Here is a 20,185-nt window from a genome sequence, read left to right as displayed (position 1 = left end):
GTGACCGACAGCACCGAGAGCAACCCCGACATCGAGATCTCGCGGCGCCGTCTGCTGGGCACGGTGGGCGCCGCAGGCGCCGCCGGCCTGGCACTCGGCGCGACCGGTGGTGCGCTGACGCACTCCGCGCTCGCCGAATCCCCGCAGTCCACGACGAAGGGCGGCGCCGGAACCCTCGCCTCGCTCGGTTCCACCGCGGTCGCCTTCCACGGGGACCATCAGGCCGGCATCACCACCCCGCTCCAGGCCAAGGGACACGTCCTGGCGTTCGACCTCGCGCCGGGTGCCGGGCGTACGGAAGCCGCCGCCCTGCTGCGCCGCTGGTCCGACACGGCGCGGCGGCTGATGGCCGGTGAGACCGCCCCGACCGCCGACACCGGGATCGCCTTGGACGCGGGGCCCTCGTCCCTGACGGTCACCTTCGGGTTCGGGCACTCCTTCTTCGAGCGCACCGGGCTGGCCTCGCGCCGCCCGTCCGCCCTCGACCCACTCCCCGACTTCTCGTCCGACCGACTCGATCTCCAGCGCAGCAACGGTGATCTCTGGATCCAGATCGGCGCGAACGACGGCCTCGTCGCCTTCCACGCGCTACGGGCCCTACAGAAGGACGCCGGGGAAGCCGCCCGGGTCCGCTGGCAGATGAACGGCTTCAACCGGTCCCCCGGAGCCACGGGCGCCCCGATGACCGCACGGAATCTGATGGGCCAGGTGGACGGCACCGGCAACCCGAAGCCGGCGGAACCCGACTTCGACAAGCGGATCTTCGTGCCGGCCGCGGGTCCCGGACCGGCCGAGCACGCGTGGATGGCGGGGGGCTCGTACGCCGTCGTGCGCCGGATCCGCATGCTGCTCGACGACTGGGACAAGCAGTCGCTCGCCCAGCAGGAGCAGGTCATCGGCCGTACGAAGGCCACGGGCGCGCCTCTGACCGGCGGGAACGAGACCACGAAGTTGGATCTGGCGAAGCTCGGCGCGGACGGCAAGCCGGTGATCCCGGCGAACGCGCACGCGCGGATCTCGGCGCCGGAGCAGAACGGTGGGGCGGCCATGCTCCGACGGCCCTTCTCCTTCCACGACGGCATCGCACCAGACGGCTCTCCCGACGCCGGGCTGCTGTTCATCTGCTGGCAGGCGGATCCGCTGCGCGGCTTCGTGCCCGTCCAGCGCAAGCTGGACCGGGGCGACGCGCTGTCCGAGTTCATCCGGCACGAGTCCAGTGGGCTGTACGCCGTCCCGCCCGGCCCGCGTCCCGGGGAGTACGTCGGACAGCGGTTGCTCGAAGGGTGAACATGCCGCCGGGCGCGGTCGTCCCGGCATTAGGCTGATCGCATGTCGGCCACCCGCTTCACCTATCTCGGTCCCGAGGGCACCTTCACCGAAGCCGCCCTGCGCACGCTGCCGGAAGCCGCCACCAGGGAGCTCGTCCCGATGGTGTCGGTCCCGGCCGCCCTGGACGCCGTGCGCAACGGTGAAGCCGCTGCCGCGCTGGTGCCGATCGAGAACTCGGTGGAGGGCGGGGTGACCGCCACCCTGGACGAGCTGGCGTCGGGTGAGCCGCTGATGATCTACCGCGAGGTGCTGCTGCCCATCGCGTTCGCGCTGCTCGCCCGGCCGGGGACCAAGCTCTCGGACGTCAAGACAGTGACCGGGCACCCGGTGGCGCAGCCACAGGTCCGCAATTGGCTGCGTGCCCACCTGCCCGACGCGGTGTGGGAGTCGGCCGCTTCGAACGCCGACGGTGCCCGGCTGGTCCAGGAGGGCCGCTTCGACGCGGCTTTCGCCGGGGAGTTCGCCGCGGCCACGTACGGGCTGGAACCGCTGGTCACCGAGATCCACGATGCGGAGAACGCCGAGACCCGGTTCGTGCTCGTGGGTCGTCCGGCACGGCCGGCCGCTCCGACAGGTGCGGACAAGACCTCGGTCGTGCTGTGGCTGGGGGACGACCACCCGGGTGCGCTGCTGGAACTGCTGCAGGAGTTCGCCGTACGCGGGGTCAACCTCATGTTGATCCAGTCACGGCCGACGGGCGCGGGCATCGGCAACTACTGCTTCGCGGTCGACGCCGAGGGACACATCTCCGACCGTCGGGTCAGTGAGGCGCTGATGGGTCTCAAGCGCACGTGTCCCCAGGTCCGTTTCCTCGGCTCCTACCCGCGTGCCGGCGTCGCGGTGAGTGACGTACGCGTCGCGCGGCCCGGCACCTCCGACGGCGACTTCACCGACGCGTCGGACTGGTTGGCCCGCTGTCTCGACGGCCGATCGTAGCGTTCTCCCACTGTCCACAGAGTTATCCACAGGTCGAGAGGCGGGCCTGGGGACAAGTCGACAGTGCGGCGCGACAAGGTCGACATATCGGCCGAGCCCCTCAGGTTTCCCGCAAGCGGGCGCAAGGTGAACGGCGTCACCCACGTATCGCCGATCAACTCTTTGGGGCGAGCCATTCCCACCCGAATGAGTGTGTGAGGGCGGTTTGAGCCCTGTTTACCGTGGAGCGCCAACCGGCCGGGAATGATCTATTCCCGTGTCCACAGATCGGGCGCACAGCCTGTGGATAAGACGGTCCCCGGGCCAATTCCTGTGGACAAGAGAGGCCCTCCGCCCTGCTCAGACGCCGCACCCGTCCGAGCCGGTGACCCCTTTCGGGGAAAGGCCCCGCTTTTACGAGCAGCCTGGAAGCGCTCCTGCGGAACACTCCGCGGCAGAAGGACAACAGTTTTGCATTCGCCTCAATTGGGACATAGCGACACGCAGCGTGATATCGATGTGATCCCCGGAACCCCAGCCCGGTAGCCTGGAGGGGTGATTGACCTCCGGCTGCTCCGTGAAGACCCTGACCGTGTCCGCGCCTCGCAGCGCGCCCGTGGAGAGGACGTCGGCCTCGTCGACGCGCTGCTCTCCGCCGATGAGCGCCGCAGGTCCTCCGGCATGCGCTTCGACGAACTGCGCAACGAGCAGAAGTCGCTCGGCAAGCTGATCCCCAAGGCATCCGCCGAGGAGCGGGCCGAGCTGCTGAAGAAGGCCGAACAGCTCAAGGCTGACGTCAAGGCGGCCGAGGCCGAACAGAACGAGGCGGACGAGGCGGCCAAGCAGCTCCTCCTCCAGCTCGGCAACATCGTCCACAGCGACGTGCCGGTCGGCGGCGAAGAGGACTTCACCGTCCTGGAGACGCACGGCACCATCCGTGATTTCGGAGCCGAGGGCTTCGAGCCCAAGGACCACCTCGAACTCGGCGAGTCCCTCGGCGCCATCGACGTCGAGCGCGGCGCGAAGGTGTCGGGCTCCCGCTTCTACTACCTCACCGGCGTCGGCGCCCTGCTGGAGCTGGCCCTGGTCAACGCGGCGATCGCGCAGGCCACCGAGGCCGGCTTCATCCCGATGCTGACCCCCGCGCTGGTCCGCCCGCGCGCCATGGAGGGCACCGGCTTCCTCGGCCAGGCCGCGGAGAACGTCTACCACTTGGAGAAGGACGACTATTACCTGGTCGGCACCTCCGAGGTACCGCTCGCCGCGTACCACATGGACGAGATCATCGACGCGGACAAGCTGCCGCTGCGCTACGCCGGCTTCTCGCCGTGCTTCCGCCGCGAGGCCGGCACGTACGGCAAGGACACCCGCGGCATCTTCCGCGTCCACCAGTTCGACAAGGTCGAGATGTTCTCCTACGTCGCACCTGAGGAGGCCGAGGCCGAGCACAAGCGGCTCCTGGAATGGGAGAAGCAGTGGCTGACCAGCCTGGAACTCCCCTTCCAGGTGATCGATGTCGCCACCGGAGACCTGGGCGCCTCGGCCTCCCGCAAGTTCGACTGCGAGGCGTGGATCCCGACCCAGGGCAAGTACCGCGAACTGACCTCCGCCTCGAACTGTGACGGATTCCAGGCCCGTCGCCTGTCGATCCGCTACCGCGACGGCAAGAAGACCCAGCCTCTCTCCACGCTCAACGGCACGCTGTGCGCGGTCCCCCGCACGATCGTGGCCATCCTGGAGAACCACCAGCAGGCCGACGGCTCCGTGCGGGTGCCGCCGGTGCTCCGCCCCTACCTGGGCGGTCGTGAAGTCCTGGAGCCGATCACCAAGTGAGCCCGGTCCCGTTCCCGTACAAGCTCGTCGCGACGGACCTCGACGGCACTCTGCTCCGCGGCGACGACACCGTCTCGGAACGCACCCGTGAAGCGCTCGCCGCGGTCACCGCAGCGGGCGCGGCGCACATCATCGTGACCGGTCGGGCCGTTCCCTGGACCCGGAAGGTACTGGACGATCTCGGCTACACGGGGATCGCCGTGTGCGGGCAGGGCGCCCAGGTCTACGACGCCGGTGCGCACCGCCTGCTGACCTCGGTGACACTCGACCGGCAACTGGCGGGGCTGGCCCTGTCCAAGCTCGAGGCCGAGGTGGGTCCGTTGGCCCTCGCCGCCAGCCGGGACGGAGTGGACGGCGACGTGCTGTTCGGTCCCGGTTACCAGGTGCAGGAGGGCCTGCCCGCGCTGTACCTGGAGGACACCTCCGCCGTGTGGAGCGCGCCGCTGAACAAGCTGTACATCCAGCATCCGGGGATGGACGACGACACCCTCGTCAAGGTCGCCAGGGAGATCGTGGGCAGCCTGGTGGACGTGGTGATGGCCGGACCCGGGATAGTGGAGATCCTGCCCCTGGGGCTGACGAAGGCCACCGGCCTCTCGTTGGCCGCACGCCGGCTGGGGGTGAAGGCCGCGGAGACCATTGCTTTCGGTGACATGCCCAATGACATCCCGATGTTCGCTTGGGCGGCCCACGGGGTCGCGATGGCCAACGCCCATTCGGAACTGAAGGCCGTGGCCGACGAGGTGACGACGTCCCACGAGGAAGACGGGATCGCCGTGGTCCTGGAACGTCTCCTGGGCGCTGTCTGACGGCGCTCCGCCACGGTCCCGCCCACATCGGGAAGGTCCGGAACGGCCCGCGTCCCGGGACGCGCTCGAAGTGGCCGTTCCGGACCTTTTGTTACTCCCCGCACGCCTCACTCTGCCGCTCCCGCATGCCTCGTACCAGTGATTTTCCGCAGCGGGACCGGCTCATGTTTCACGTGAAACATGCACGGCAGGACGGTGTGCCCTGCCCTTCGGATGGCGGGTCAACGGCCAGGCGAGAAGGCCCACGGCGAGCGAGATCGCGTGTCCGAGGTCGGTGAAGGTGCCCCCCGTGATGAGCGGGATCCCGAAGAACGCGACGGTTCCCGCGAGGTAGAGCCATCTCCAGGGGCCGGGCAGCCGGTATGTGAGGACCCCGGCGGCAGCCGCGAGCCCGTAGCTCACGCCGATGTCGACGACATGGACCATGCTCCGAGGGGCCCGATGGTCCTGGATGGCCATGAGGACCATCTTCTGGCTGATCAGGGTGGCGGTGATGTGGGCGGTCGCCACGATCACCAACCAGCGCAGCGTGCCCAGCCAGCGCTCGACGGAGGCATGGAAGACCTCGAAGAGCACGGCGTACTGGGCGAGCGAGGCGGGGTTCTCGATCCAGAAGGCACTGGAAACCAGGGCCCGCACCGGGTGCCGGGTGAGCTCGTGGATGTTGCTGCTGTTGCGGTGGAGCAGGACGTGCTCCAGGCGGTCGGGCGCGACCACGACGATGACGCTGGTGATGGCGATGATCAGCAGCCAGATGTGCGTACCGGGCGCGGAACGTATCCAGGACCACACGGGCCTGGACGGCTCGGCCTCGGGGTGGGGCGTCATGTCCCGATGATGCCCGGCATGCTTGTGCCCCGCCCGGCCGGTGGGCCGGGCGGGGCACGAGTGGGGAGAGTGGGCGAGGGTTACTCCTCGCCCGCCAAGGTCAGCCGGCGCAGCTTCTGGCCCGCGTAGACGGTGGCTCCCACGGTGACCACGACGAGCAGGACGGCGGCGGTCGGCAGGGCCACGGTGGCGTCGACGTACCCTTCTCCGGCGATCTTCTCCGCCAGCGACAGGGACCACTGCTGCACGCTCAGCGTCTTCGCACCCGAGACGAGGCTGCCGAAGAGCGACTCCCAGATCAGGGCGTAGACCAGGCCGAAGACGACCGCGTGACGGCTGACCGTGCCCAGGAGCAGGAACAGCGCGCTGTAGGCGATCGACGCGACCAGGGCGGCGACGGTGTAGGCGACGGCGATCTGCTGGCCGTTGCCGTTGAGGATGAATCCGGCGATCAGCGTGGGGATCGCGGAGAACGCCATGGTGACGGCGATCGCGACGATCAGCTTGGTCATGATGATCGTGGGTCGCTTCACCGGCTTGGAGAGCAGGTAGACGATCGAGCCGTCGTCGATCTCGGGGCCGATGGCACCGGTTCCGGCGATGACGCCGATAAGCGGGACCATCGTCGCGAGGGCGAAGCCGCCCAGCAGGTCCGCCGCGACCTTGTCGTCAACGCCGGTGAGGGCACGGACGGCCACGGAGATGACGATCAACAGGGCGGGCAGCGCGAAGAGGATCAGCGCGCGCCGCTTGCCCAGCAGAGCCCGGTAGGTGAGCCGGGCGACGGTGGGGTTGTACATGGAAGCCAGCTCCTCAGGCCGTGACGAGGTAGGAGAAGACCGACTCGAGGGACTCGTCGGAAGGGGAGACCGTCAGGAGCCGGATGCCGTGCGCGCGGGCGACCCGCGGCAACAGTTCGGTGAAACGGCCGAAGTCGACGGCCTGGATGCGCAAGGCGCCTTCCTTGAGGTCTACCTCGATGCCGGCGGTGGACGGATCGGCGATGAGGGCGGCTGCGAGCGCCCGGTCGTCGGAGGAGCGGATGAGGTAGCGGTGCGGGCGGTCCGTCATCAGACGACGGATCTTGCGGAAGTCGCCGGACGCGGCGTGCCGGCCGGCGACGACGACCTCGATGTGCGAGGCGAGCTGCTCGACCTCCTCCAGGATGTGGGAGGAGAACAGCACCGTGCGGCCTTCGTCTCCCATCCGCCGCAGCAGCTCCATCAGCTGCATGCGCTGACGCGGGTCCATCCCGTTGAACGGCTCGTCGAGGAGCAGCACGGACGGTTCGTGGACGAGGGCGGACGCCATCTTCACGCGCTGGCGCATGCCCTTGGAGTAGGTGGAGATCTTGCGGTCCTGCGCGTACTCCATCTCGACGGTGGCCAGTGCCCGCCGGGCGGCCCCGTCGTCGAGCCCGTGCAGTTCCGCGTTGGCGACGACGAACTCGCGGCCGGTGAGGAAGTCGTACATGGCTTCGCGCTCCGGCACGACGCCGACCTGCTTGTAGACCTGCTCGTTGCGCCAGATCGGCGTGCCGTCGAGGGTGACGCTGCCCGTGGAGGGCGCGAGGAAGCCGCCCATCATGTTGATGAGGGTCGACTTCCCGGCGCCGTTGGGGCCGAGCAGTCCGGTGACGCCCGGACCGATGCGCATGGTCACGTCGTTGACGGCGACGACGTTCCCGAACCAGCGGGAGGTGTGGTCGATGTCGATGATGGTCACAGCCCGGCCTTCCGGTAGCGGGCCATCAGGGCGGCGTAGGAGCCGGCGATGAGGGCGAGGATGACGAGCAGGTAGACGGCGCCGACTCCGGCGGAAGGGCCCTCACCGCCGGGGAAGGCGGACGTCGCGCCGAGGAAGGCCGTCTGGAAGCCGTCGATCAGGGTGATCGGGGAGAACAGGCCCATCCACTCGATGGCGCCGGCGGAGCCGGTGTTGTAGGCGATGCCCTGTACGGCGGTCACCGCGCCGTACGGGATCAGGAGCACGGCGATGATCGCGGCGACACCGAATCCGCGGCGCGGGGTGAGAGCGGCCATGACCAGGCCCACACCGGCGAACAGGAGCGACAGCAGCAGTACGGACACCAGTCCCTGCCCGAATCCCTTGGTCTGGTCCCCGAAGTCGAACTTCGCCAGCAGCGAGCCGATGTACATGATCAACAGCGGGGTGGCGGTGAGGATGAACAGCGCCGAGGCCATGGCCGCGTACTTGGCGACGACGTAGTCGACGCGCTCGATGGGCCGCGAGAAGTAGAGCGGCACCGTCTTGAAGCGCAGGTCCCGGGAGACCGACTGCGGCGCCTGGGAGGCGAGGTAGAGGCCGATCACCACCTGCGTGGTCAGGGCGTACGTCGTGTACTTGACCGGAAGGTCGGTGGAGCCGGGCACCGCGATGGCGACGGCGACGAGGATCAGCGCGGGAACGCACATCACCGCGAAGAGGATCATCGGCAACACCTTGGACTTGGCCGACCGGCCGAGCCCGTAGGCACCGCGCAGGGACTGCGAGAACAGCGACGTGCGGGCGTAGGCACGGCCGAGTCGGGCCCCGTCGTAGGACCGGTAGCCGATGTTGTGGATCTGGGTCGAGGTGTCAGGCGCCATCGGAACCGGCTCCCTTCCGCTGGGGGATGTCGCTCTGGCCGTTGTCGCGGAAGACCTCCGCGATGTGGTGGCGGCGCTGCTCCATGCGGACCAGGCCGATACCGAGGTCGGCGACGGTGTCGCGGACCTGGTCGTACGTCTCCTCGCCCGTCGCCTCCACGAGGAGGATGTGACCCGCTCCCGGCAGGCCCTGTTCGTCGGCCGCGTGCAGGATCAGGCCTGCCTCGGTGAGTGCCTTGCGCAGCGCGGCGCTGCCCTCCGGGTGGGCGTCGGAGTCGGTGACCTCCACCGCCAGCGTCGCGGTGCTCTGTGTGAAGTCGCTGGTGGAGCTGGAGCGCAGCAGCTTGCCCCCGTCGACCACGACGACGTGGTCGCAGGTCCGCTCCAGTTCCCCGAGGAGATGGGAGGTGACGAGGACCGAGATGCCGAAGTCGGTGTGGACCCGGCGGATCAGGCCGAGCATCTCGTCGCGGCCGACGGGGTCGAGGCCGTTGGTGGGCTCGTCCAGGAGGACCAATTGGGGGTCGTGGACGAGTGCTTGGGCGAGCTTGACCCGCTGCTTCATGCCCGTGGAGTAGCCGCCGATCGGGCGGTAGCGCTCCTCGTACAGGCCCACGTGGCGCAGCGTGTCGGCGGTCCGCTCCCGCGCGGCGGTCGGCGGCAGTCCGGACATGCGTGCCATGTGCACCACGAACTCGGTGGCCGAGACGTCGGGGGGAAGGCAGTCGTGTTCGGGCATGTAGCCGACGCGTTCGCGGATGGCGCTGCCGTGCGTGGCGACGTCCAGTCCGAGTACGGCGGCGCGGCCCTCGGTGGCGGGGGACAGTCCCAGCAGAATTTTGATCAGCGTGGACTTGCCGGCTCCGTTGGCGCCCACCAGGCCGGTAACGCCGGGCCCGATGTCCAGGGAGAGCCGGTCGAGAGCGGTCACTCGGGGGTACCGCTTGCTCAGGCTTTCGGTCGCGATGACAGTCACGGCTTCGACGTTAGTGGCGTCGGACCCGTCGATCGTCAGACCTGGAGCGGGATCCCGTCTCCGCCTTGAGGACTACGGACCCTGACAGAAGGCTTACACGGCCGAGAGCCGCCGGCGCGTCCTGCCGCGACCGGCGAACTTTATCCACAGGTCTGTGCACGGCCCTTGACGTGACCTCCGGTCATTGTCACATTCATCAGTGTCAAGTTACGGGCGCGTACGGCTATACGGACGGACGGCTGGCATGGCTGGGGACACCACGCAACGCACGGGTCAGGGCACCACACGCACCGCACGCTCGTCGCTCACGCCTTCCGCCGAACTGCGCGGGTTCCGGGAGGTCCAGCGCCTGGCCTACGAGTGCGCCGAGACGGTCGCCGCGCAACTGCGCGCGGGGGTGACCGAACGCGAGGCGGCGCGCATGCAGCGGGAGTGGCTGCGCGAGCGAGGGGTGCGGGACTGGTTCCATCTGCCGTTCGCGTGGTTCGGGGACCGCACCGCCTTCGTGAACTTCAAGATCCCCCTCCAATTCTTCCCGACGAACCGGCGGCTGGAGCCGGGGATGCCGTTCATCCTCGACATGGCCCCGGTCTACCAGGGGTACGCGGCCGACATCGGCTATTCGGGCAGCCTCGGGCTCAATCCCGTCCAGGACCGGCTGATGACCGATCTGCGACCCCACCGTGAGCTGATCTTGCAGCAAGTGCGCGAGCGTCGCCCGCTGCGCGAGATCTACGAGAACGTCGAGCGCCTTATGACCCGCCAGGGCTACGCCAACCGGCACCGCGCCTATCCGTTCGGCGTGATCGCGCACAAGATAGGCCGGGTCAAGGAGCGGCGCTGGTCACCCACCGCCTTCGGGTTCGGCAGCCAGTCCCTCAGGGGTCTGGCGAGCGACGCCCTGCACGGGCACCGGGAGGGCTGGTCGCCGCTGTGGAGCCCGTACCACTTCTCCGACCACCCACCGCGACCGGGACTGTGGGCGGTGGAGCCGCATCTGGGCTTCCGGGGCACCGGCGCGAAATTCGAGGAGATCCTGGTCGTCACCGACTCCCGGGACCCCGACGAGAGCGCCTTCTGGCTGGACGACGATCTGCCGCACGTGCGGCGCTGGGCTGAGGAGAAGGCGGCATGAACTGCATGAGCGGCATGAGCGCAGCGGGCCTCGCGGGCGCACGCGAGCGCCGGGTACGCACCGGCGGTATCGAGCTCTGCGTAGTCGAGTTGGGCGAGCCGGACCGGCCCACGGTGGTGCTCGTCCACGGCTATCCGGACAGCAAGGAGGTCTGGTCGCAGGTCGCCGAACGGCTGGCGACGCGCTTCCACGTGGTGCTGTACGACGTACGGGGCCACGGGCACTCCTCCGCCCCCGTCCCGCTGCGTGGCGGTTTCACCCTGGAGAAGCTGACGGACGACTTCCTGGCGGTGGCGGACGCGGTCAGCCCGGATCGGCCGGTGCACCTGGTGGGACACGACTGGGGTTCGGTCCAGGGCTGGGAGTTCGCGACGGTCGCCCGTACCGAAGGCCGGATCGCCTCCTTCACCTCCATGTCGGGGCCCTCCCTCGACCACTTCGGGCACTGGATCAAGAAGCGGACGACCCGCCCCACCCCGCGCCGAGTCGCCCAACTGGTGAACCAGGGCCGCAAGTCCTGGTACGTGTACATGTTGCACACCCCCGTGCTGCCGGAGCTCGCCTGGCGCGGACCGCTCGGCAAGCGGTGGCCCGGGATCCTCCGGCGTGTCGAGGACGTCCCGACGGACGACTACCCGACCGCCTCCCTGACCTCGGACGCGGCGCACGGGGCCTGGCTCTACCGCGACAACGTACGGTCGCGTCTGCGCCACCCGCGCGCCGACGCGTACGCCCACGTACCGGTCCAGTTGATCACCCCGACCGGGGACGTGTTCCTCTCGGAGCGGCTCTACGACGATCTCGAACGGTGGGCCCCCGACCTCGTGCGGCGGACACTGCCCGCGAAGCACTGGGTGCCCCGGACCCGTCCCGACCAGCTCGCCGCCTGGATCGGCGAATTCGTCACCGCCACGGAGGAGCCCGCGACACGGGCGCCGGAGCGGAAGGCGCCGGGCGCGTACGCCGACCGGTTCGGCGGGCAGTTGGTGCTGGTCACCGGCGCCGCCAGCGGCATCGGGCGGGCCACCGCCTTCGCGTTCGCCGAGGCAGGGGCGCGGGTCGTGTGTGTGGACCGGGACGGCGAGGGTGCGGCGCGCACCGCCGAAATGGCCCGCCTGGTCGGCGCTCCGGAAGCCTGGGGCGAGTGCGTCGACGTCAGCGACGAGCAGGCGATGGAGAAGCTGGCGGCGAAGACGGCCACCGAGTACGGGGTCGTGGACGTCCTGGTCAACAACGCGGGGATCGGGCTCTCCGGCCCCTTCCTCGACACCACCGCGGAGGACTGGAAGAAGGTCCTCGACGTCAATCTGTGGGGCGTCATCCACGGCTGCCGGATCTTCGGGAAGCAGATGGCCGAACGCGGCCAGGGCGGTCATATCGTCAACACCGCCTCCGCCGCCGCCTATCTGCCATCCAAGACGCTGCCCGCCTACAGCACGTCTAAGGCGGCGGTCCTGATGCTGAGCGAGTGCCTGCGCGCCGAGCTGGCGTCGAAGTCGATCGGTGTCTCGGCGATCTGCCCCGGCATCGTGAACACCAACATCACCGCCACGTCGCGGTTCGCCGGAGTGGACGCTACCGAGGAGAAACGCCGCCAGGAGCGTTCCTCCCGGCTGTACGGGCTGCGCAACTTCCCGCCGGAGAAGGTCGCCGACGCGATCCTGCTCGCCGTGGTGAGAAATCAGGCCGTGGTGCCGGTGACCCCGGAGTCCAAGGGCGCGCTGTGGATGTCCCGCTTCGCACCGCGGACCCTGCGGCGCATCGCGAGGCTGGAGCCGAGGTTGTGAGCCGGGCCGGTCCGCCTCGCCGGAGAGAGCCCGGCACGGCCATATCCGGCGAACTGCGGCGGTCGTACCATCCCTCGCAGGAGGGCTCGCCGCGTACGGCGGTCGAGCATCTGGTGGCACCACCTGCCGCCCGGGCCGCGGCGGGCGCGGCCGGCCGAGCCGCCATGTCGTAGGGAGCCGGGATTGTCCGATCAGGCGCTGGCCGAGTACCGGATCGAGGATCTGGCGCATCACAGCGGGGCGACGGTCCGCACGATCCGCGCCTACCAGGACCGCGGGTTGTTGCCGAAGCCGGAGCGGCGTGGCCGCTCCAATGTCTACCGCGACACGCATTTGGCGCGGCTGCGGCAGATCGCGGACCTGCTGGACCGCGGCTACACGCTGGCCTCGATCAAGGAGTTGCTGGAGGCGTGGGACGCGGGGCGCGGGCTGGGCGGCGTACTGGGTCTGGTCGCCGAGGTGCACGGGCCGTGGACCGACGAGGAGGCCGCGCGGATCAGCCGGGCCGAACTCAACGAGCGGTTCGGGGGCCGGCCCGACGACGACGCGGTGGGGGAGGCGTGCGAGCTGGGGGTGCTGGAGCGGATCCCGGGGCGGCCCGACGAGTTCCTCGTTCCCTCCCCGCAGGAGCTGGCCGTCGCCGCCGAGCTGTACGCGGCGGGCGTGCCGCTGCCGGCGATCACGGGGCACCTGCGGGAGTTGCGCGGTCAGGTGGAACACATCGCCTCGCGGTTCCTGGAGTTCACCACCGAGCACGTCTTCGCCCGCTACCTGAGCCCCGTCCCGCCCACGGACGCGGATGCCGCCGAGGCGGCGACGATGGTACGCAGACTGCGGCCGCTGGCCCAGCAGACGGTGGATGCCGAACTCGCCCGGGCAATGCGGCTCTTCGCGACCCGGCACCTGCAGCAGCACCTGGGTGCGGCCGGAACGGCACAGGCCGCGGGGCCCTCGCCGGTGCCGCTGCCGGCCGAGACGGTGCGGGCGGTGCGGGACCTGGTGGGTCCCGAGCACGTCGCGGAGTTCATCCGGGCCGCCACGGAGCGGGAGCTCCAGGCCCGGACGATGAACGAGCTGGTCGGCCGGGGTGGCGGCCGGTAGTGCTCGATCGGTAGTCCACAGGGCGAATCACGCTCTTGCCGCCAAAACCCGCCGAACCGGCTGTGGACAACTCGACCGTACCTGTGGGCAACCGGGTCCGGGGCTCACAGCCAGACCGTGTCCGCCGGGTTCGGGTGGCGGTTATCAGCCACTGGCGTGGCCGATTCAGGGGCACTTGCGGGGCCCGAAGTGGCCACCGCCGGATCGAGGGCAGCGCCGGGGTGGTTCGGGGCGGGCTCCGGATGGTTCGGGACGGGGGCCGGATGGTGCACGGCAGGCTCCGGATGATGCATGGCGGGCTTCCGAAGCGGTGCTTCGACGCCGCCGCGCCGGCTTCCGCGCTCGGCGCCGTAGAGCAACCCGGCGAGCGCGAGGCCGAGGGCCCCGCCGAGCAACTGCGCTCCGACGAAACCTGGCAGCGACTGCGGGGCGATCCCGGTGAACGAGTTGCTGAAGGCACGCCCGACAGTGCCGGCCGGGTTCGCGAAGGATCCCGAGGACGTGAACCAGATCGCCGCCGCTATGTAGAGGGCCACCGCCGCCGGGATCAGCCGTGGGCGGCCGATACGGCCGAGGCCCTGGATGACCAGGACCAGCCCCGCCGTGGCGACGATCTCACCGATCAGCAGGTGCCCACCGCCGCGGACCTGGGTGGCGAAGGTTCCCGGTACGCGGCCGAACATGACCTCGGCGAGGACGGCCCCGCCGATGGCCCCGGCCGTCTGGGCCATGGCGTAGACGAGGGCGTCCCGGCCGGCCACCCCGACGCCACCGGACCGCCGCCCCCACCAGGAGGTGAGGGTGACCACCGGGTTGAGGTGGGCGCCGGAGAGCGGGCCGAAGAGGGTGATGATCAGACCCAGACCGATGGCGGAGGCGAGCGAGTTGGCGATGAGTGCGACACCGGTGTCACGGCTGAGGGCCGAGGCCTGAATCCCGGAGCCGATCACCACCACGAGCAGTCCGGCCGTGCCGATGAGCTCGGCGGCGGCACGGCGCGGCAGCGAAGCATCGATTGTCATGGATTCTCCCCCCTGGGAAGCGATTAATCGGAAAATGTATTCCGTATCTTGGAAACGCGATAGGGGTCGTCGGGGTTCAAAGGCCCGGCGCAAAATCGCTGCTCTCACCGCCTTCCAGGCGGCACCCTGGGACGATGGACGACAGACGCACCGTGAAGGTGTCCCGATATGTCTCGAAACACCTGCGGCATCAGCCGGAACGGATCGGACTGGTGCTCGATCCGCAGGGTTGGGTGGAGATCGACGAGCTGCTCGAAGCGGCCGCGGCCCACGGATTCCCACTAGGCCGGGCCGAGCTCGACCACGTCGTCGCCACGAACGACAAACAGCGCTTCGCCGTCGAGGGAACCAGGATCAGAGCCAACCAGGGCCACACCGTCGCGGTGGACCTCGATTTGCCGGAAGCCGAACCGCCGGCGTACCTCTACCACGGCACCGTGGCCCCCGCCCTGGACTCGATCCGCTCCGAAGGGCTGCGGCCGATGGCTCGCCACCACGTCCACCTCTCCGCCGACCGGGACACCGCGACCCGGGTGGGCGCCCGGCGCGGCCGGCCGGTCGTGCTCGCCGTGGACGCCGCCGCGATGCGCGCGGCCGGACACGTCTTCCGGATCAGCGCCAACGGTGTCTGGCTGGTCGACGCGGTGCCGCCGCGGTTCCTGCGCTTCCGGCAGTCCGGGAATTGACGCGGAGATTGTCAGATCATCCCCCTACCCTGTTCCTCAATTCCGGGATCGGTGAGGGGGGCACCTCGCGATCGCCGAACCACTCACGCGACCAGACGAGGTGACGCCGCATGACGTCCACGACCCCACCGGAATCGACGGCCCGGTCCGCATCGACGGCCCGGCCCGAACCGGACACCAACAGCTTCCAGGTCGACCTGCGCGGGCTCGTGGACCTCCTCTCCCACCACCTCTACTCCAGCCCGCGCGTCTACGTGCGCGAGTTGATGCAGAACGCCGTGGACGCCATCACCGCACGCCGGGCCATCGAACCGGACGCGGACATCCGAATCCGGATGTGGGCCGAGCCCGGAAAGGTCGGCATCTCGGACAGCGGCATCGGACTGACCGCCGCCGAGGCGCACTCCCTGCTCGCCACCATCGGCAGGAGCTCGAAGCGCGGGGGCGAACACGGCCTGGAGACGGCGCGCAAGGAGTTCCTCGGGCAGTTCGGCATCGGTCTGCTGGCCTGCTTCGTCGTGGCCACCGAGATCCGTGTCATCACCCGATCCGCCCGCGATCTCACCGCGCGCCCCGTCGAGTGGCTGGCCACGGACGACGGCTCGTACACCGTCCGCGAGCTGGACCACGCGGCCCGGCCCGAACCCGGCACCACCGTCCTGCTGCGCGCCCGACCCGGAGCCGAAGAGTGGATGGTCCCGGCCAAGGTCGAGGAGCTCGCACGTGACTACGGCTCTCTGCTGCCCCATGACATCACCTTCCAGGCCGGACCGGATGACGCGCCGCGCTCCATCACCGACCGACCGGCCGTGTGGGACCGCCCCCATCCGACCCCGACGGCACGCCGGGTCGCGCTGGCCGGCCACTGCGCCCGGATCTTCGGATTCACCCCCCTGGACAGCATCGACCTCGACCTGCCCGTCGCCGGTGTGCGCGGCGTCGCGTACGTCCTGCCCGAACCGACCAGCCCCGCCCACCGGTCCGGCCACCGCGTCCACCTCAAGGGCATGCTGCTCACCGACCAGGCGCACAACCTGCTGCCCGACTGGGCGTTCTTCGTCCGCGTCGTCCTGGACACCGACACCCTGCGTCCCACCGCCTCCCGCGAGAACCTGTACGACGACGAGACCTTGGCCGCCGTGCGGGAAGCGCTGGGCTCCCGCATCCGGACCTGGCTCGCCGAGCTGGCCGCCGGCGAGCCCGAACGGCTGGCCGCTTTCCTGAGCGTCCACCACCTCGGGGTGAAGTCGCTGGCCCGGCACGACGCCGAACTGCTCGGCCTGATGCTGCCCTGGCTGCCGTTCGAGACCAGCGACGGCTCGATGAGCCTGGAGGAGTTCGCCGCCGCGCACCGTGACATCCACTTCACGCGCACCGTCGAGGAGTTCCGCCAGATCGCCCCGATCGCGGCGGCCCACGGCCTCGGCGTCATCAACGCCGGCTACACGTACGACGCCGACCTCTTGGCCCTGTTGCCCGCCGTACGACCCGAACTCAAGGTCACGGAACTGGACGCGGGAGCCGTCACCGAGCGTCTCGACCCCGTCCCGAACACTGTCGAACTCGCCCTCGCGGCCTTCCTCTCCACCGCGCGCACCCGACTCGAACCGCAGGGCTGCGACGTGGTGCTGCGTGCCTTCCAGCCCGTCGCCGTCCCCGCGCTCTACCTGGACGACCGCCAGGCACGTCAGGAGCGCGACCGCAGCGCGGCCCTGGACAGCGCCGACTCCCTCTGGACCGGGATCCTCGGTGCCCTCCGCGGCTCCGCACCACGTGCCCGCCTCGTCCTGAACCACAACAATCCGCTGATCCGCCGGATCGCCGGCCTCCCCGACGAGACGCTCACCGGTACTGCCGTCGAGTCGCTGTACGGGCAGGCGCTCCTGATGTCCCAGCGGCCGCTGCGCCCCGCCGACTCGGCGCTGCTCAACCGGGCGTTCCTCGGTCTCCTGGAATGGGCGACCCACTCCCACGACGCCCAGGAGGGCCGGAAATGACGACGCTGACGCGCGAGGAGATCGAGCACGGTCTGGCGGAGAACCGACGCGCACCCGGCGGTGCCGCCCGCAACGCGCACGCCGAGGCGCTGGCGGGCGCGGCCGAGGTGAGCGGTGACCCGAACCTGTTCCGGGCGGCGTTGGACAACCTCATCAACGCCTACCTCTACAGCGCCGAGTCCCCCAAGCTGCTGGTGCCCTTCGCCCGGCTGCTCCAGGAGTACGACAAGGACCCGGGCTCCTTCTCCGAGAGCGCCACCCACTCGCTGTTCTGGCAGTTCAAGTGGGTGGCCACGGCCATCAACAACTCGCCCGACATTCCGCTGGAGTCCGCGGTCGGCTGGTTGGACGACATGGAGCGCCGCTACCGGATCGCGGGGTACAGCGAGCGGCCCGTGCGCGAGGCCGAGATGTGGCTCGCCGACGTGACCGGTGACGACGAGCGGGCCGAACGCGCCTTCGACGCCTGGCGCGGCGCCGAACGCGACGGGATGAGTGACTGCCACGCCTGCGAGGACAACAGTCAGGGCCAGTACGCGGCTCTGCGCGGTGACGACGCCCAAGCCCTGGACGCCTGGAAGCCCGTGCTGGAAGGACAGCGCCTCTGCGCCGAGGAGCCACACCGGGTCCTCGCCGCCTCGTTGCTTCCGTTGTTGCGGCTCGGCCGGTTCGATGAGGCCCGCTCCCATCACCTGCGCGGCTACCGCCTGGTCCGGGGCAACGAAAGTCTGCTGCCCTCGGTCGGCAAGCACATCGAGTTCTGCGCGCTGACCGGCAACGAGTCGCGCGGTCTGGAGATCCTCGCCGAGCACGCTCCCCACATGGGCCCGCCGGTCGACGACCGCGACCAGTTGGTCTTCCACGGCGGTGTCCTCGTGCTGCTGCGCCGGCTGAGGGAGCTGGGCCATGGTCAGAGCCCGGCCGTCCCCTACAACGGCGTACCGCACAGCGTGTCCGAGCTGTACGACACCCTGCTCGCCGGCGCGCTCGACAGCGCCCGGCGCTTCGACGTACGCAACGGCACGACGCGGATCTCCGACCGGTTCCTCGCCCGGATCGAGCGGGAGCCATTGGTCGGGATGCTTCCGCTGGGCGTGCGCAGCCACGCCCTGCCGTCCACCCCATCGGGCGGCCCCGCGCCGGCGCCTGTGGCGGCCCCGGTCCAGACCGGGTCGAGTGACCTCACCGAGCTTGTCGGCCGGGCCCGGGCGGCACGCGATCAGGGGCATCCGGCCGCGGACGCGTTGTGGACCGAGGCGGCCGCACGGCTGGAAGGGTTCCGCGCGGACGAGGTGGACCCGCTGATCTCGGCCGATGTCGCGGATCACCGGGCGCTGACGGCCGCGCGCGGTGGGGCCGCCGACGCGGCGGAACTGCTGACTGCCGTTCGTGACACGTACCGGGCTCTCGGGCAGGCGGAACGGGCGGCCCTCGCTCAGCTGCGGTTGGCGACCGTCGCCGCGCAGTCGGGGGCCGATCCGGCCGAGATCAGGAAGCTGCTGCGAGTGGCCGTGCGGGACGCCGAGTCCCTGGACCCGGCGGACCCCCTGCGAACCCGCCGGATCGCCCTCGCGGAACTGGCGTCGATCCGCGTGGACTCGTACTTGCGCTCGGTCCAAGAGCCCGCGCAGGCCACCGGGCACGCCCACGGAGCAGGAGACGGGCACGGGCACGGGCACGGTGAGGAGCACGGGCACGCTGAGATGTCCGCCGAGCTCACGGATTTCATCGACGCCTACGCGCAGCCGCTTCCCGACGTGGCGGCGGAGGCGGAGGAGCTACTGGGCCGAGCGACGCTGGCCCACGGAGACCCGGAGCGTGCCCTGTCCCTCCTGGGCTCCGCCGCTGCGCGCGGGATCGACGCGGGCCGTCCCTGGAACGCGGTGGATCCACTGGTCCTGCGGGCCGGGGTGCTGTCGTCGCTCGGTAGGCCCGAAGAGGCCGAGGAAGCCGCGCGTTCCGCCTGTCGGCACGTCACGGAGGTGGTCGACGCCGAAACCCAGGGCGTCGTACGACTCACCCTCGCCGACATCCTCCTGCGCCGCGCGCACACTCCGGACGACGGTGCCGAGGGCCCCCGCACGGACGGGGCGGAAGAGGCGGCCGAGCACGCGCTCACCGCGGCCCACTGGTTCGACCAGGCCGGCCTGAGCGCCGACGCCGGCGCCCAAGCCCGGCTGTTGCTCGCCCGGGCGTACGCCCGCACCGGCCGGACCGCCGACGCGGCGGAAGTGCTGCAGTCGGCCCTGCCGGATCTGCTGGAGCACGGGGAGGGTCAAGCCGTCGCCGCCCACGAGTTCCTGGGTGATCTTCTGCGCGAGTTGCGGGAATGGCGGCCATCGGCCGAGCAGTACCTGCGGGCGGCGGAGATTACCCGGGGCTGGGAGGACCCGCGTCCGCAGGCGGCATTCGCCCAGTCGGCCGCCGATCAGCTCTCCACGGCGGGACTGGTGGTCGAAGCGGTCGCCGCCTACGAGCGGGCCCTTAAGCTGCACCGGGAGGCGGGCGGCGCACCGGTCGCCGAGGTGCGCATCCTGCGTTCGCTGGCCTGGCTGGGACTGCGTTCCGACATGACGGAGGCGGTCGTGACGGCGGCGCGGACCCGGATGGACGAGGCGGCCGACGTACTGGCATCGGCGCTCGCCCATGACCCTCGGTCCCGGGAACTGCGGTCGGAGCTCGCCCAGACCTGGCACCAGACGGCGCAGGTGCTGGACCGTTGGGTGACGTCGCGGGAGGAGACCGCCGGAGAAGCGGGCGGCACCGACGGCGCTCCGGCCACCGGGGCTTCGGCTACCGGCGCACCGCGGGAGGGCGGAGCCGAGATCGAGGCACTGCGCCTGGAGGAGATCCTGCTGTGGGAGCAGGCGGCCGGCCTCTACGCCGAGCTGGGCCCCGAGCACATCCAGGACCGCCTCCAGTGCCTGAACAACGCCGCTTGGACCGAGCACGAGCTGGACCGCCCGCAAGCGGGCGCCGCGCGGATCTCGGCGCTGATCGAGGAGATTCGGGCCCTCCCCGAAGGGGCGGTACCGGAGTGGGTGCTGCCGCAGGCCGAACGGATCGTGGCCGGCCTGCTGTCCTGACTTGTTTCCTGCGTCCTGACGTCTGTCCTGCTCCGTCTGCCCCCGCCGCCCATCGGCAGGGGCAGACGGCCG

At 70.3% G+C, this 20,185-nt stretch carries 16 protein-coding genes; 10 read left to right on the top strand and 6 right to left on the bottom strand.

The features are described 5' to 3' along the window. The 4 genes from efeB (at window position 1) to ACFVXJ_RS11305 (ending at window position 4,886) form a co-directional block, all read left to right on the top strand. Entirely contained in the window at window positions 1-1,287 is a 1,287-nt protein-coding gene (efeB, locus tag ACFVXJ_RS11320; protein ID WP_389661470.1) for an iron uptake transporter deferrochelatase/peroxidase subunit, read from the top strand. A 42-nt stretch (window positions 1,288-1,329) separates the two neighbouring features. Continuing rightward, the gene (gene pheA, locus ACFVXJ_RS11315; RefSeq protein WP_389661469.1) at window positions 1,330-2,265 is read left to right on the top strand and encodes a prephenate dehydratase; all 936 of its coding nucleotides are present in this window, start codon (window positions 1,330-1,332) and stop codon (window positions 2,263-2,265) included. Window positions 2,266-2,799: 534 nt separating this feature from the next. Then, a complete protein-coding gene (gene serS / locus ACFVXJ_RS11310) occupies window positions 2,800-4,077 on the top strand; it encodes a serine--tRNA ligase (RefSeq protein WP_361312933.1) in 1,278 nt (425 codons plus the stop codon). Beyond that, a complete protein-coding gene (locus ACFVXJ_RS11305; protein WP_389661468.1) occupies window positions 4,074-4,886 on the top strand; it encodes an HAD family hydrolase in 813 nt (270 codons plus the stop codon). The genes serS and ACFVXJ_RS11305 overlap by 4 nt, the downstream gene beginning before the upstream one ends. A 162-nt stretch (window positions 4,887-5,048) precedes the next feature. Here ACFVXJ_RS11305 and ACFVXJ_RS11300 read toward each other — a convergent pair whose 3' ends face one another. The 5 genes from ACFVXJ_RS11300 to ACFVXJ_RS11280 form a co-directional block, all read right to left on the bottom strand. Next, window positions 5,049-5,714: a rhomboid-like protein gene (locus ACFVXJ_RS11300; RefSeq protein WP_389661467.1), complete on the bottom strand. Its 666-nt coding sequence runs from the start codon at window positions 5,712-5,714 to the stop codon at window positions 5,049-5,051. An 80-nt stretch (window positions 5,715-5,794) separates the two neighbouring features. After that, window positions 5,795-6,514 (bottom strand): ABC transporter permease, encoded by a 720-nt coding sequence (locus tag ACFVXJ_RS11295; RefSeq protein WP_389661466.1) that lies wholly within the window; start codon window positions 6,512-6,514, stop codon window positions 5,795-5,797. A gap of 13 nt (window positions 6,515-6,527) precedes the next feature. Continuing rightward, entirely contained in the window at window positions 6,528-7,439 is a 912-nt protein-coding gene (locus tag ACFVXJ_RS11290; protein ID WP_389661465.1) for an ABC transporter ATP-binding protein, read from the bottom strand. Continuing rightward, window positions 7,436-8,323, bottom strand: a complete 888-nt coding sequence (locus tag ACFVXJ_RS11285) for an ABC transporter permease subunit (RefSeq protein WP_389661464.1) — start codon at window positions 8,321-8,323, stop codon at window positions 7,436-7,438. Before ACFVXJ_RS11285 ends, ACFVXJ_RS11290 begins: the two co-directional genes overlap by 4 nt. Further along, the gene (locus ACFVXJ_RS11280; RefSeq protein WP_389661463.1) at window positions 8,313-9,299 is read right to left on the bottom strand and encodes an ABC transporter ATP-binding protein; all 987 of its coding nucleotides are present in this window, start codon (window positions 9,297-9,299) and stop codon (window positions 8,313-8,315) included. Before ACFVXJ_RS11280 ends, ACFVXJ_RS11285 begins: the two co-directional genes overlap by 11 nt. Window positions 9,300-9,543: 244 nt before the next feature. On the opposite strand from ACFVXJ_RS11280, the gene ACFVXJ_RS11275 reads away from it, so the two are divergent. From ACFVXJ_RS11275 to ACFVXJ_RS11265, 3 genes are all read left to right on the top strand, one after another. Then, complete coding sequence (locus tag ACFVXJ_RS11275; RefSeq protein WP_389661462.1) at window positions 9,544-10,434, top strand: M24 family metallopeptidase; 891 nt, start codon at window positions 9,544-9,546, stop codon at window positions 10,432-10,434. A gap of 14 nt (window positions 10,435-10,448) precedes the next feature. Beyond that, on the top strand, window positions 10,449-12,221 hold the full coding sequence (locus tag ACFVXJ_RS11270) for an SDR family oxidoreductase (RefSeq protein WP_389661575.1): 1,773 nt from the start codon (window positions 10,449-10,451) through the stop codon (window positions 12,219-12,221). Between the two features lie 183 nt (window positions 12,222-12,404). After that, on the top strand, window positions 12,405-13,322 hold the full coding sequence (locus ACFVXJ_RS11265; RefSeq protein WP_389661461.1) for a MerR family transcriptional regulator: 918 nt from the start codon (window positions 12,405-12,407) through the stop codon (window positions 13,320-13,322). 104 nt (window positions 13,323-13,426) lie between these two features. On the opposite strand, the gene ACFVXJ_RS11260 is transcribed toward ACFVXJ_RS11265, so the two are convergent. Beyond that, window positions 13,427-14,344: an aquaporin gene (locus tag ACFVXJ_RS11260; protein WP_389661460.1), complete on the bottom strand. Its 918-nt coding sequence runs from the start codon at window positions 14,342-14,344 to the stop codon at window positions 13,427-13,429. Between the two features lie 134 nt (window positions 14,345-14,478). Here ACFVXJ_RS11260 and ACFVXJ_RS11255 point away from each other — a divergent pair, with 134 nt between their 5' ends. The 3 genes from ACFVXJ_RS11255 to ACFVXJ_RS11245 all read left to right on the top strand — a co-directional run bounded on the left by ACFVXJ_RS11255 (window position 14,479) and on the right by ACFVXJ_RS11245 (window position 20,113). Next, a complete protein-coding gene (locus tag ACFVXJ_RS11255) occupies window positions 14,479-15,030 on the top strand; it encodes an RNA 2'-phosphotransferase (RefSeq protein ID WP_389661459.1) in 552 nt (183 codons plus the stop codon). Window positions 15,031-15,140: 110 nt separating this feature from the next. Continuing rightward, window positions 15,141-17,027, top strand: a complete 1,887-nt coding sequence (locus tag ACFVXJ_RS11250) for an HSP90 family protein (protein WP_389661458.1) — start codon at window positions 15,141-15,143, stop codon at window positions 17,025-17,027. After that, window positions 17,024-20,113, top strand: coding sequence for a tetratricopeptide repeat protein (locus tag ACFVXJ_RS11245; RefSeq protein WP_389661457.1), 3,090 nt, complete (start codon window positions 17,024-17,026; stop codon window positions 20,111-20,113). The genes ACFVXJ_RS11250 and ACFVXJ_RS11245 overlap by 4 nt, the downstream gene beginning before the upstream one ends. Window positions 20,114-20,185 lie beyond the last annotated feature (72 nt).

Source organism: Streptomyces sp. NPDC058279, assembly GCF_042881255.1.
Classification (GTDB): Bacteria; Actinomycetota; Actinomycetes; order Streptomycetales; family Streptomycetaceae; genus Streptomyces.
Note: the sequence above shows the minus strand (reverse complement) of the source record. Positions and strands in the feature narration are given on the sequence as shown.